The sequence below is a fragment of the Dysgonomonas sp. 520 genome, assembly GCF_010501095.1.
Lineage (GTDB): Bacteria > Bacteroidota > Bacteroidia > Bacteroidales > Dysgonomonadaceae > QVMP01.
Map to the genome: position 1 here is coordinate 131,486 of NZ_QVMP01000011.1, position 15,132 is coordinate 146,617.

The window sequence follows — 15,132 nt, forward strand, 5'->3', positions numbered from 1 at the left end:
CATAATATGATACGTTTATTTACTTACATACTATCAATATTTTTTTTTCTTTTTATCAATAACTGTATAAATGCCACGAATTATCAACCGGAATTCTCTGTAGCCGGATTTTATAATTTAGAAAACTCAGGCCGCACAGTATACAATTTCAATGTGGGTTGGCGTTTCATGAAAGGTGATATAAAAGGTGCTGAAAAATTGGATTTTGACGACTCAAGATGGGATGTTGTATCCACACCTCATACTGTTCAGCTAGTGCCTGCCGAAGCTAGCGGCGGACGAAACTACCAAGGACCGGCATGGTATCGGAAGCATTTTGTTGTGGATGAATCGCTTAAAGATAAACTTATCAACATCTATTTCGAAGCGGCAATGGGCAAATCTGTTGTCTACCTGAATGGAGAAAAAGTCGCGGAACATCTCGGGGGTTACCTCCCTTTCAGCATAGAGTTGACTCAACATGGAGTGAAAGCCGGAGACAAATGCCTGATTGCCGTATTGGTAGATAATTCGGACAACAGGGACTTTCCTCCCGGAAAAAAGCAAGCTACGCTCGACTTCACCTATCACGGCGGCATCTATCGTGATGTGTGGATGATCGCAACTTCAAAAATTCACTTGACAGACCCGAATAAAGAAAATAAAACTGCCGGAGGTGGAATCTTTGTGCAATATGGCGAAATCAATAAAAAGAAAGCTGATTTAAGCATTTCGACAGATGTTAAGAATTCGTCTAACACAACACAATCTATCACGATAGAGAACAAGATAACCGACCAAACAGGTAAGACTATAAAGACTTTAAAAAACAACGTTCAATTGAAAGTTAATGAGTCGAAACAAATTATTCAAAAAACGACCTTAGATAACCCTAACCTCTGGTATCCTGACGCTCCTCATTTGTATAAAGTAGAAACAAAAGTTGTTTCAAAAAATGGAGCGCCGCTGGATGGAGGTATTACTCGCATAGGAATAAGAAAAACGGAGTTCAGAGGTGTTGACGGTTTCTGGCTGAACGGAGAACCTGCCGACAAATTGATTGGAGGGAATCGCCACCAAGACTTTGCGTATGTGGGCAATGCCATGCCTAACAGTCAGCACTGGAAAGACGCAAAGAAGTTGCGTGATGGAGGTTATCGCATCATCCGTGTAGCTCATTATCCGCAAGATCCTTCGTTTATGGATGCTTGCGACGAACTTGGGATGTTTGTCATAGTAGCAACTCCGGGATGGCAATATTGGAACAAAGACCCTCAATTTGCAGAATATGTGTACGATGATATTCGCAATATGATTCGTCGGGATAGGAATCACCCTTCTGTTCTGATGTGGGAACCGATTTTGAACGAAACCCGTTTTCCGCTCGATTTTACTCTCAAAGCGCAACAAATTACTCATGAAGAATATCCCGGATCATTTTGTGTTGCAGACCACCATTCGGCAGGTGTAGCCGAAAACTTCGAAGTAGTTTACGGATGGCCAAAAGATGTGGGCAACTTCAAACAATGTATCTTCACCCGTGAATTTGCGGAGAATGTAGACGATTGGTATGCACACAACACAAACAACCGTGCTTCAAGAAGTTGGGGCGAAGTGCCTCTCCTTGTTCAAGCACTGCAACTGGCAAAAGCATACGACGAAATGTATCCGGAAAGCCGTCAATTCATCGGCGGAGCGCAATGGCATCCGTTCGATCATCAAAGAGGTTATCACCCAGACCCTTATTGGGGTGGAGTGATGGATGCTTTCCGTCAGCCGAAATATTCTTACTATATGTTTAAAAGTCAGGTTGATGCAAAGCTGAAACATCCATTGGCTGAAACAGGGCCTATGGTATTCATTGCTCACGAGATATCTCCATTCTCCGGTCCTGATGTTACGGTTTTCACCAATTGCGATGAAGTTCGCCTGATTGCATACGAAACCGATACACTTATCCAGAAAGTGCCACGAGAAAAATATGGCATGCCTAATCCTCCTGTAACTTTCAATAATGTATACTACTTCAACGATATGCGCAAATATCCGTATGTGGAGAAGCAATGGCAAAAAGTTTCTTTCGTTGCCGAAGGACTGATTGATGGCAAAGTTGTATGTAGCACAAAGAAAATGCCTTCAAGAAGATCAACAAAGTTGAGATTATCTATTGATAATGCAGGTCAGAAGTTAGAGGCAAACGGCTCCGACTTTATCCCTGTGATATGTGAAGTTACCGACGACGAGGGAAATGTAAGAAGATATGCAAAGGAGAACATCCTTTTCTCGATTGAGGGTGAGGGCGAAATAATAGGGAATGACCGGATAGGCGCAAATCCCCGTGCCGTAGAGTTCGGGTCTGCTCCTGTTTTGGTCAGATCTACCTTAAAAGCAGGCAAAATAAAGGTCAATGCCAGAGTTTTGTTTGAAGGAGAACATGCCCCAACACCGGCATCTATCGAGTTTGAAAGCACATCGTCAAAATATCCTTTAGTGTATTTGGAAAAACCACAAATAAATCAAACAGTTGCTTTTGGCAGTTCCTATCAAAGACAAATGACAGAGGAAGAAAAGCAAAAAATGCTGAACGAAGTTGAACTTCAACAAACCGAATTCGGAGAAAAAAACACTGATAAAAAATAAGGTCACAGACCTTTTATAAAAATATAACACACACGCTTATGAAAAAGAATGAATATCCCAAAATAGGAATCCGCCCTATTATTGACGGACGGAGAAAGGGAATCAGGGAATCTCTGGAAGAAACAACTATGAATATGGCAAAAAATGTAGCCAAATTCTATTCCGAAAATCTTCGTTACCCGAATGGTGAACCGGTAGAATGTATCATCGCCGACACTTGTATCGGAGGTGTGAAGGAAGCTGCAAATTGCGTCGAAAAATTCAAGAATAACAACGTCGGACTAACCTTGTCCGTTACTCCATGTTGGTGCTACGGCTCCGAAACCATTGATATGGACCCGCTCATCCCGAAAGCTATTTGGGGATTCAACGGAACGGAACGTCCGGGAGCTGTTTATCTGGCTGCTGCCCTGGCTGCACATACTCAAAAAGGACTGCCTACATTTGGCATATATGGTCGTGACGTACAAGACCTTGGCGACATGAGCATCCCCGAAGATGTTCAGGAAAAACTTCTTCGTTTTGCTAAAGCCGGATTGGCTGTTGCCATAATGAGAGGAAAGTCTTATCTGGCAATCGGCAGTGTTTCGATGGGTATTGCTGGTTCAATTGTCAACCCCGAATTTTTACAGGAATATCTGGGTATGCGTGCCGAATTTGTTGATTGCTCTGAAATATTGCGCCGTATTCAATTAGAGATTTACGACAAAGAAGAATATAAAAAGGCTTTGGAATGGACGAAGAAAAATTGTGCCGTTAACGAAGCTCAAGATCATAATCCTGCACACTTAGTAAAATCGCGTGAGCAAAAGGATAAAGACTGGGAGTTTGTGGTGAAAATGACTCTTATCATGCGTGACCTGATGATCGGAAATCCCGTATTGGATGGTATGGACTGGAAGGAAGAGGCAATGGGGCACAATGCTATTGCCGGAGGATTTCAAGGACAAAGACAATGGACCGACTTCATGCCAAACGGAGACTTCTCTGAAGCTATTCTGAACTCATCGTTCGACTGGAACGGGATACGTGAGCCTTTCACCTTTGCCACAGAAGACGACCATTTGAATGGTATCAGCATGCTATTCAGCAAATTATTGACAAACAGATCTCAGATATTTGCAGACGTTAGAACATATTGGAGTCCTGAGTCCATTGAACGTGTCACAGGCTGGAAACCTGACGGCATACTCTCACAAGGAGCGATACACCTAATCAATTCGGGAGCTTGCACTCTGGATGGAACAGGTCAACAATCCGACAAAGACGGCAATCCGGTGATGAAGCCTTTCTGGGATATTACAGAGCAAGAAGTAGAAAAAATGCTGGGAGCAACTAAATGGTGCCCTGCGTCATTAGAATATTTCAGGGGAGGAGGCTATTCCTCCAAGTTCTTGTCGAAAGCAGGAATGCCCGTTACAATGTGCCGCCTGAATCTGGTGAAAGGTCTTGGACCAGTTCTTCAAATAGCAGAGGGTGTGACAGCTACATTCCCCGAAGAAGTTTTCAACGCAATAGATCAACGCACCGATAAAACATGGCCTAGCACATTCTTTGTGCCTCGCCTCACAGGAAAGGGACACTTTAAAGATGTATACTCAGTAATGAATTATTGGGGAGCAAATCATGGTGCTATAAGTTTCGGGCACATCGGCGCAGACCTTATTTCTCTGGCTTCAATGCTTTCAATACCTGTATGTATGCACAATGTGGACGAAGATAAGATATTCCGTCCGTCGGCTTGGGCTGCTTATGGATCGGATATTGAAGGTTCTGACTATCGTGCATGCGCAACATACGGGCCATTATATAAATAGTTACGAGTAAACAATTTACTATGAGCACCTTAAGCGAAAAGAAATCTTATCCTTGGTTGGTAGTGGCAATGCTATGGTTTGTAGCATTGCTCAACTACATGGATCGCCAAATGCTATCCACGATGCGACCTTTCATGATGGAAGATGTATCGGAGTTGGTATCTGCTGCAAATTTCGGTCGATTAATGGCTATTTTCCTCTGGATATATGCACTTATGAGTCCTATATCGGGATTAATAGCAGACAGATTGAACAGAAAATGGCTAATTGTAGGAAGTTTATTCACATGGTCTGCCGTAACAATGCTCATGGGATATGCCGACTCGTTCAACGAACTATATGCACTACGTGCCGTGATGGGGATCAGCGAAGCATTTTATATCCCTGCCGGGTTGTCATTAATTGCAGATTATCATCAAGGTAAGACACGTTCTCTGGCTGTCGGGTTTCATACCACAGGTGTTTATCTGGGTCAGGCTTTTGGTGGTTTTGGGGCAGTTGTTGCCGGAGCATTCACTTGGCAGGCAACCTTCCATACTTTCGGTTTGATTGGTATAGTGTATTGCGTAGTCTTAATCCTGTTCTTACGTGAAAAGAAAACCTATGTTATTGACAAAAGTGAGAAGAAGTCCTTCAAAATGGAACTTTCGTCGATGGGAAAAGCCTTGACCGTATTGTTCACAAACATTTCGTTCTGGGTCATTTTGTTCTATTTTTCTGCGCCGAGCCTTCCGGGTTGGGCAACGAAAAACTGGCTACCTACCCTGTTCTCGAACAGTTTAGGCATAGACATGGAACACGCCGGACCAATGGCAACCATAACCATAGCTATGGCATCGCTTGTTGGGGTGCTTATCGGAGGAGTTATGTCAGACAAATGGGTTCAGAAAAACCTTCGGGGACGAATTTTTACGGGAGTCATCGGCTTGGGATTAACCATTCCTGCCCTATTTCTGCTCGGATTCGGAAACAATCTGCCGATGATAGTCTCAGGGGCATTATGCTTTGGTTTGGGATTCGGAATGTTTGATGTAAACAGCATGCCTATCTTGTGTCAATTCGTTTCGCCTCGCTATCGTGCAACAGGATACGGATTAATGAACCTTGCCGGAATATCTGCCGGAGCAGTAATAACCAGTTTCCTCGGAAAATCGATAGATGCAGGAAACTTGGGGCAAGACTTTGCTATGCTGACCATTGTGGTAGCCATTGCCATTGTGCTTAACCTGGTTGTTCTAAAACCAAAAGTAATTGACAAAACAGATGATAACTAAACCTTTAACGCATAACTAAATCAAACAAATAATATAAAAATATGAACACATATAAAACACCCAGAGGAATTATTCCTCCAATGATTACGCCTCTTCTTGACACCGATACTCTTGACGAAAAAGGTGTAGAAAACCTTGTAGAACACCTGATTGAAGGTGGTGTAAGTGGAATTTTCGTTCTCGGAACAACGGGAGAGGCTCAACACTTGAGCATGAAAATAAAGACAGAACTTGTTGTCAAAACCTGTGCTTGTGCCAAGGGTCGTGTTCCTGTGTTGGTGGGAATTACAGATACGTCTGTCTATGAAAGCATTAAGCTGGCAAAAATTGCAGCAGAACATGGTGCTAGTGCAGTTGTTTGCGCTCCTCCTTACTATTTTGCTTTGGGTCAACCCGAACTAATTGAATATTACGAGTTTCTGGCTAATGAAAGCCCTCTCCCACTCTATTTATATAACATGCCATCGCATACCAAAACGATGATAGAATTGGGAACGGTAGAAGTTTTAGCAAAACACCCTAACATTGTGGGACTTAAAGACAGCTCGGCAAATGGAGTATATTTTTGCAAGTTGCTGAATATGTTTAAAGACCAACCTGAATTCGGGTTATATGTTGGTCCGGAAGAAATGATGTCTTCTGTTGCTTTACTTGGTGCTCACGGTGGCGTTTCGGGTGGTGCAAACGTTTATCCCAGAATATTTGTAGACCTTTACAATGCGGCGGCAAATAAGGATGTTGATAAAACAATTGAACTGCAAAACAAAATGATTTGCATCAGTAACGAATTGTTCGGAATCGGAAAATTCGGATCAAGCTACATCAAAGGAATAAAAACAGCACTTTCGTTGAAAGGTATTTGCAGCGACCATCTTGCTCAACCATTCAATTTATTTAAAAATCCTGAAAAGGAAAAAGTAAAAGCTGTTGTTGAACATTTAGATAAATTTTTAAAGTAACACCTCTCCCTAACCCTCTCCAAAAGAGAGGGAATAAACTCCACCTTTTGGGGGTGGTTTGTAGGGGCAGGCCTCTGGTCTGCCCGAAAGTAGGAGCGTAAAATCTTACGCCCGAATATCTGGGTGAAAGATTTTTCACCCCTACGTGTATGATTTGTATAATACTAAAAAACAATTACTTATTCAATATAAACTCTAAACATTTGATGAAAAAATATCTTCTATTAAGCATTCTTCTTTGTCATGGTTTATTTGCTTTTGCCGAGGTAATTAACCTGAAATCTGTTGGAGGAAATCCGGACGGAAAAACCTCAAACACTGCCATTATAAAAAATGCGATAGAAAAACTTTCAACCGATGGTGGCGGAACTCTCTTTTTTCCGGCAGGCATTTATCTGACAGGCCCTATCGTATTGAAAAGCAATATTACTCTTGACTTGGAAGCAGGAGCTACAATCAAGTTTTCGGACGACCTTTCCGAATACACTCCTTTCGTAGAAATGCGTTACGAGGGTGTTGTTATGAAAAGTTTTTGCCCGATGATTTATGCTTATGAGCAAGAAAATATCACCATAAAGGGAGAAGGAACCATTGACGGAAACGGCAAAAAGTGGTGGTATGGAACTTTCACTATCGAAGGAGCTCATAAAGATGAAAACTTCAGGAAAGAACTTCAGGGATATCAGGAAATGTGGTCGAAAGAAAACTCCGGTTTTAGAATAGAAGAACAATCGGATTGGAAGCGTACACTAGGAAAAAGATTTTTTCGCCCGCCATTGATGCAGCCATACAAATGTAAAAATTTCAGAATAGAAGGCGTTACGGTCGTCAATTCTCCTTTCTGGACTATAAACCCCGAATTTTGCGAAAATGTCAGTGTCATCGGTGTAACAATCAACAATCCCGATGCCCCAAATACGGATGGAATCAACCCTTCGTCGTGTAAAAATGTAATCATTTCCGACTGCAATATAACCGTTGGCGATGATTGCATTACATTGAAATCAGGTCGTGACCTGCAAGGCCGTGAATATGCAACGCCTTGCGAAAACATAACGATTACAAATTGCGTGATGCAAGCCGGACACGGCGGTGTGGTTATCGGCAGCGAAATGTCGGGAGATGTTCGCAAAGTAACCATTTCGAACTGTGTGTTTGATGGAACGGACAGAGGAATACGCCTGAAATCGACACGAGGACGGGGAGGTATTGTCGAAGAAATCAGGGTGAGCAATATTGTAATGAAAAACATTCCGAAGGAAGCCATTACCCTCAACTTATTCTACTCCAATGTTCCCGCCGAAGATTTTTCGGAACGCACTCCTGTTTTCAGGAATATTCATATCTCAGGACTGACAGGTTCGGACGTAAATATAGCTTGTACGGTTTTAGGCATCGAAGAAGCTCCCATTTCAAACATTTCGTTCTCTGACATAAATATTGAAGCTAAAACAGGTTTTGAAATCAACAAAGCTAAAGACATAACTCTGGAAAATGTGCGTGTCAGCACAGAAATTGGAGCGGCATACAAAATCAGTGAGTCGGAAAATATTCGCATCAACAATGTGTACATCTCTAAACCACTGGCTAACAAACCCGTACTGGAGGTTTCAGATGTAAACAACATGTTCGTTCAAGGATGTTTCCCCGAAAAAGGAAGCCAATCTTTCATTAAACTGGATGGACAAAAAACTGATAATATCATCTTGACAAATAATTATTTCGGAAGATTATCCACTTCTATCGAAAAAGGCAGTAACTTGAACAAATCGGCAAAAATTATAGAAAAATGAAAAAGATACTTCTCTCCATTGCGTTCTGTTGTGTATTTGTGTTTGGATATGCACAAAATACACAAACGGCAGACAGCGCGTATGTTCGCCCGTTGATTGATGTTTTGATGAAAATTGAACAGCAGTTTGGTATAAAAATCAAATACGACAAGAAACTGATTGACGGAAAAATGCTCAAATATGCCGATTGGCGCATTAAGCCGTGGAGTGCAGAAGAATCATTGAACGCCGTACTTGCCCCATTCGATTACAAATTTGTGATGGATAATGGCAAATATAAAATAAAGGAGTTTGAGTATGCCCGAACAAACGAACAGGAAGGCAAAAAATTCCTCGATTATCTGGAAACACTTTATTCAGACAAAACAAGCTGGGAGAAGCGTAAAGCCGAAATAAAAGAATGTTTGCCAAAAGCATTAAAACTTTCTCCACTCCCTGCCAAGCCGGATTCTAAAATAATCCTTACCCCGAAAAGAAAATACGACGGCTATACGGTCGAAAACTTTGCCATAGAAACCCTTCCGGGCATTTATGTGGCAGGATCAATATACAAACCTGCAAAAATAAAAGGAAAATGCCCCGTTATGCTGAATCCGAACGGGCACTTCGGGCAAGGGCGTTATCGTGAAGACCAGCAAAAACGTTGTGCCATGCAAGCCCGCATGGGAATCGTATCGGCAAGTTGGGACATTTTTGCTTGGGGAGAAAGCCTCCTGCAATTTGACGGCACATTGCATCGCCTGAGTGCAGCAAATACCATTCAGTCGTTGAATACTTTACGCATTCTTGATTATCTGCTATCACTGAAAGAAGCAGATGCAACCCGTGTAGGGATAACAGGCGGTTCGGGCGGTGGCAGCATGACTATGATGATCTCGGCAATAGACGACCGCATCACGTTGAGTATACCCGTTGTGATGTTGTCCTCTTATTTTGTGGGCGGATGTCCGTGCGAAAGCGGCATGACGGCACACCTTTGCGGAAACAGAACAAACAATACGGAGATAACAGCTATGTTTGCGCCTAAGCCTCAATTGGTTTTGTCCGACGGAAAAGATTGGACAAGTGCCGTTCCTAAATTGGAATTTCCTTTCCTGAAAAGGACATACGGATTCTATAATGCACAAGATCAGATTGAGAATGTACATTTTCCGACGGAAGGACACGACTACAACTTTTCGAAGCGTAAGGCAATGTATAAGTTTGTAGCAAAGCATTTCGATCTGAACACAAGCAATCTTCTTGACAAGAACGGAGAATTTGATGAATCGAAAGTAACCGTTGAAGAAGAATATCAAATGTATGCTTTTGGCAAAAATGGAGAGAATCTGCCGGCTAATGCCATAAAAGGCAAAGAGGCACTATTGAAAGTGCTGAAAGATGTAGGAATAATGGAATAAAACAGATATATAACCATGACAAAAAAGACACTACTATTTATTTCATTGTTTTGTTTTGCTTTGCAATTGACAGCGCAAAACAACATGAAGTTGTGGTATGACAAACCCGCCCTCGATTGGAATCAGGCCTTACCGTTAGGCAACGGACGTCTGGGGGCAATGGTGTTTGGGACTCCTGCCGTGGAACACCTTCAACTGAATGAAGAAACCATCTGGGCAGGCTCGCCCAATAGCAATGCCCATAAGTTGGAAGATGGTGTGCTTGAGAAAGTACGCCAATTGGTTTTTGAAGGGAAATACGTAGAAGCAGAAAACCTTGCCACTGCAAAAATAATGTCGCCTAAAAATCATGGTATGCCTTATCAGACTATGGGCGATTTGTTTATTTCGTTTCCCAACCATAACAAATATTCTGAATATTATCGTGATCTGGATATCAGTAACGCAACGGCAAGTGTAAGCTACAAAGTAGATGGTGTGACATACAAGCGTGAAGTGTTCACATCATTCACCGATCAGGCTATAATTGTGAGATTAACAGCCGATAAACCTAAAAGTATAACTTGTAATGTGTTCCTTACTTCTCCACAGGAAAAGCCGTCACGATATATCGAAGACGAAGAGTTGGTGTTTACAGCTATCACTCCCGCACACGAGAAACAAAGCGGAAAAGTTCAGCTGGAAACACGGGTAAAACCGAAAGTAACGGGAGGAACATACACTGTATCAGATGATATCATTTCAATTGAGAATGCCGACGAAGCTATTTTATATATAGCCATTGCCACCAATTTTGTCAATTATAAGGATATTTCGGGAGATAAGACTGCCAAATGCAAAGCATACATGAACAAGGCTTTCGGGAAAGATTATGATACGGCAAGAAAAGAGCATATCGCATTTTTCCGTCAATATATGGACAGAATGTCTATCGACTTGGGTAAAACAGAAGCATCCGACAAACCGACAGACACACGGATCAAAGAATTTGCAACATCATACGACCCCGAATTGGCTGCCATGTATTTTCAATTCGGGCGTTATTTGCTCATTTGCAGTTCGCAGCCAAACACACAACCCGCCAATCTTCAAGGCATTTGGAACGACCGCTATTTGCCGTCGTGGGACAGTAAATATACATGCAACATCAATGTAGAAATGAACTATTGGCCTGCCGAAATAACAAATCTGAGCGAGATGCACGAACCTATGTTTCAAATGGTTCGAGAAGTTGCGGAAACAGGCACACATACAGCTCAACTGATGTATAACTGCCGTGGATGGGTTTTGCATCACAATACGGATATCTGGCGCATTACAGGACCTGTAGACAGAGCCGCTTCGGGAATGTGGCCCACAGGCGGAGCATGGGTAAGCCAGCATCTTTGGTACAGATATCTGCAAACAGGAGATAAAGAATATTTGAAATCTATCTATCCTGTAATTCGTGATGCTGCAATGTTTTTCAACGATTTTCTGATCGAAGAACCTACTCATAAATGGCTGGTCGTTTCCCCTTCCAATTCTCCGGAAAATACGCATGCCGGAAGTGGTAATAAAGCAACCATAACAGCAGGCACAACAATTGATAACCAATTGGTATTCGACTTATTCTCTAATGTGATCACGGCATCCGAAGTATTAGGCATCGATAAGGAATTTTGCGACACCCTCCGCACAAAAAGAGAGAAACTGCCTCCCATGCAGATAGGACAACATAATCAATTGCAAGAATGGCTCCACGACTGGGATTCTCCCGAAGATAAACACCGCCATGTATCACACCTATATGGTCTATTTCCGAGCAACCAAATATCGCCATTCCGCACACCCGAATTGTGCGAAGCTGCGAAAAACTCGCTGATTTACAGAGGCGACCCCTCAACAGGCTGGTCGATGGGTTGGAAAGTTTGCCTGTGGGCAAGGCTTCTGGATGGAGATCACGCCTACAAACTCCTGACCAATCAACTGGATTTGGTGACCAACGAAAAGAAAAAAGGCGGAACATACAGCAATATGTTCGATGCTCATCCACCATTTCAGATTGACGGTAACTTTGGTTGTACGACAGGTATAGCCGAAATGTTTTTGCAAAGTCATGACGGATTTGTATATGTTTTGCCTGCTCTACCATCTGTTTGGAAAAACGGCAGCATAAAAGGACTCGTTTCGCGTGGCGGATTTGTTTTTGACATAGAATGGAAAGATGGCAAACTCTCTAAACTGACTGTTACTTCCTTGAATGGAGGCAATTGCCGAATCAGAACAGCAACAGCATTAAAAGACAATGGCATAAAAAAAGCTAAAGGAGAAAATCCGAATCCGCTTTTTGCCATCCCTCAAATCAAAACGCCATTGGTTTCGGACAAAGCAACTATAAAAGTTGCGGATTCAGGTTTAGATAAGACTACACATTTATACGATTTGAACACAGTAAAAGGAAAATCATACAGTTTCAATATTAAATAAGGAAAAAATGAAAAAGAATTTCATCAAAATATCAATACTTGGTTGTCTGTCAGCTCTGTTATTTATGAGTTCTTGCGACCCAAAACTAAAGCAAAATCCAACCGGAGAAGACAATTGGTCTGTAAAATTCGCTCAATCTGAAATGACCCGATTTCCTGAGGCATGGATGATTGAGAAAGCAAAATCGCCCCGTTGGGGATACACTCATGGATGTGTGGCAAAAGCCATGCAAGATATGTTCGACCACACACAAGACAGTGTATATTACAACTATGCCAAAGGTTATGCCGATAGCCTTATCACACACGAAGGGCAGATTAAGACTTATAATATGGACAAGTTTAATATCGACAATATCAATCCGGGTAAGATACTTTTCCGCCTGTATGACGACACAAAAGATGAACGATATAAAATTGCAATAGATACGCTAATTGCACAAATGGCAATACACCCACGCACCCAGGAAGGCGGCTTCTGGCACAAAAAGATATATCCTCATCAGATGTGGTTGGATGGCATCTACATGGCATCTCCGTTCTTGGCTCAGTATGCAAAAGAGTTCAACAAGCCTGAAATGTTTGACGATGTGGTAAACCAAATCAAACTGATAGACAAATACACGTACAACCCCGAAGCAGGATTATTCTATCATGGTTGGGACGAAAGTCGTGAGCAAAAATGGGCTGATCCCCAAACAGGACTGTCACCTAACTTCTGGTCGAGAAGCATCGGCTGGTATGCCATGGCACTTGTTGACGTGCTTGACTATCTACCCGAAAATCATAGTGGAAGACAAGATATCATCAATATCATAGACAAAATTGCAAAAGGAATTGTAAAATGGCAAGACGAAAAATCGAGCGTATGGTATCAAGTTACCAACATGGGCGATAAAGAAGGTAACTACTTGGAATCGTCAGGTTCGGCAATGTTCGTTGCGTTCTTATACAATGCCATGAATAAAGGATATATCAATGCCGAAGAATTCAAATCTCCTGCCGATAAAGGCTTTGAAGGATTGATCAAAGAATTTACTCAGTTGGAAGAGAACGGTACTTACACCATTACCAAATGTTGCGCTGTTGCAGGATTAGGCGGATCGCCTCGTTACCGTGACGGTTCTTTCGAATATTATATCAGCGAACCTGTAATCGTAAACGATCCGAAATCGGTTGCTCCGATGATTTGGGCAGCAATAGGACACGAAAAAAACGAAAATAATTAAAAACGAAAAATTAAAAGTTAAGAATATTACATTCTCAAAATTCCTCCTCCTTTTGGGGGTGGTTAGGAGGGGGTGTTTACTCATAACTCGTAACTATAATAAATATGAAGACCCTTAAACTGAGTTTTTTATTACTCACTCTATGTTTGATATCAAACACGTTAAATGCTCAAGGCGCATCCAAGAAAAATGAAATGCCTTGGGACAATGGCAAACTGAAAGTCAGCGATAACAAACGCTTCCTTCAACACGAAAACGGAAAACCATTCTTTTGGCTGGGCGAAACCGCTTGGCTTTTGCCTTCCCGTTCCAATCGTGACGAGGTGGATTACTTTATGGCAGAAACCGGAAAGAACGGATACAACGTGCTTCAGATATCTGTATTGCACAACATTCCCTCAATGAATGTTTATGGAAGTTGGGCACTGCCAAATGGTTTCGATTTCAAAAACATTGACAAAGCAGGAGTATATAACTACTGGCAACATGTCGATTATATTGTAGAAAGGGCACAACGCAGAGGAATCTATATAGGCATTGTTTGTGTTTGGGGTACTCCGGTGCAGCAGAAACAGATGTCGGTAGAAGATGCCAGAAAATACGGAAAATTCTTAGCCGAACGCTACAAAAAATACCCGAACATTATTTGGCTCATCGGCGGAGACATTCGTGGAGATGTGGAAACGGACGTCTGGCAAACCTTGGCAAAGACAATCAGAGGTATAGATTCTGACCATTTAATGACTTTCCACCCACGAGGACGGACAAGTTCCGTTACTTGGTTCAATAACGAGGATTGGTTAGATTTCAATATGTTCCAATCGGGACACCGCCGTTACGGACAGCGTAAAGGTGACGGGGACTATCCTATCGAAGAAAACACGGAAGAAGACAACTGGCGTTTCGTAGAGCGTGGACTTGCAGCTTCGCCCCTGAAACCGATTCTGGACGGTGAGCCGTCTTACGAAGATATCCCGCACGGACTGCACGATGCTGACGAACGCCGTTGGCAGGCGGCTGATGTGCGTCGCTATGCCTATTGGTCTGTTTTTGCAGGTTCGTTCGGACACACATACGGGCATAATTCAACTATGCAGATGTTGCGTCCGGGCTATCAGGCTTCATTTGCAGGTAAACAACCCTGGTGGGACGCAATACATGACGAAGGTTGCCAACAAATGAAATACGTGAAAAAGCTGATGCTGGCTTTTCCCTTTTTTGAAAGGATTCCCGACCAATCGGTTATCTCAAATACGAACGGAGTTCAGTATGAACGTGTAATTGCCACCAGAGGCAACGACTACATTCTTGTGTATAATTATACCAACCGCCTGACGGAAATAGATATGACTAAAATATCGGGCGCAAAGAAGAAAGCATGGTGGTACAGTCCTGCAAATGGAGAGACAACTTACATAGGCGAATTTGACAATGGCAAGCACACATTCATTCACGACTCGGGCTATGGCTCGGGAAATGATTGGGTGCTTATCATCACCGATTCTAAAGTTTCGTATGTAGAAGATAATCTTTAAACAGTTACGAGTTACGAGTTACAAGTATTGTCATCCTG

Annotated in this window: 8 protein-coding genes and 1 pseudogene; all 9 read left to right on the plus strand. The window is 42.4% G+C overall.

Features of this window, described 5'->3' with window-relative positions; translation table 11 throughout:
• Positions 1-6: 6 nt before the first annotated feature.
• The 9 genes and pseudogenes from D0T56_RS08460 (at position 7) to D0T56_RS08500 (ending at position 15,094) form a co-directional block, all read left to right on the plus strand.
• Positions 7-2,619, plus strand: coding sequence for a glycoside hydrolase family 2 TIM barrel-domain containing protein (locus D0T56_RS08460; RefSeq protein WP_163319701.1), 2,613 nt, complete (start codon positions 7-9; stop codon positions 2,617-2,619).
• Between the two features lie 38 nt (positions 2,620-2,657).
• Positions 2,658-4,436, plus strand: coding sequence for an L-fucose isomerase (locus D0T56_RS08465; protein WP_163319702.1), 1,779 nt, complete (start codon positions 2,658-2,660; stop codon positions 4,434-4,436).
• A gap of 20 nt (positions 4,437-4,456) precedes the next feature.
• A complete protein-coding gene (locus D0T56_RS08470; protein WP_255491118.1) occupies positions 4,457-5,710 on the plus strand; it encodes an MFS transporter in 1,254 nt (417 codons plus the stop codon).
• Positions 5,711-5,751: 41 nt separating this feature from the next.
• Complete coding sequence (locus D0T56_RS08475) at positions 5,752-6,669, plus strand: dihydrodipicolinate synthase family protein (RefSeq protein WP_163319703.1); 918 nt, start codon at positions 5,752-5,754, stop codon at positions 6,667-6,669.
• Between the two features lie 206 nt (positions 6,670-6,875).
• Positions 6,876-8,174 (plus strand): annotated as a pseudogene (locus tag D0T56_RS08480) (glycoside hydrolase family 28 protein); the annotation flags it as partial.
• A gap of 284 nt (positions 8,175-8,458) precedes the next feature.
• Positions 8,459-9,862 (plus strand): acetylxylan esterase, encoded by a 1,404-nt coding sequence (locus D0T56_RS08485; RefSeq protein ID WP_163319705.1) that lies wholly within the window; start codon positions 8,459-8,461, stop codon positions 9,860-9,862.
• Between the two features lie 15 nt (positions 9,863-9,877).
• Positions 9,878-12,331: a glycoside hydrolase N-terminal domain-containing protein gene (locus D0T56_RS08490; protein WP_163319706.1), complete on the plus strand. Its 2,454-nt coding sequence runs from the start codon at positions 9,878-9,880 to the stop codon at positions 12,329-12,331.
• A 7-nt stretch (positions 12,332-12,338) separates the two neighbouring features.
• Complete coding sequence (locus D0T56_RS08495; RefSeq protein WP_163319707.1) at positions 12,339-13,559, plus strand: glycoside hydrolase family 105 protein; 1,221 nt, start codon at positions 12,339-12,341, stop codon at positions 13,557-13,559.
• Between the two features lie 104 nt (positions 13,560-13,663).
• Positions 13,664-15,094, plus strand: a complete 1,431-nt coding sequence (locus D0T56_RS08500) for a glycoside hydrolase family 140 protein (RefSeq protein ID WP_163319708.1) — start codon at positions 13,664-13,666, stop codon at positions 15,092-15,094.
• The last annotated feature ends 38 nt before the right edge of the window (positions 15,095-15,132 follow it).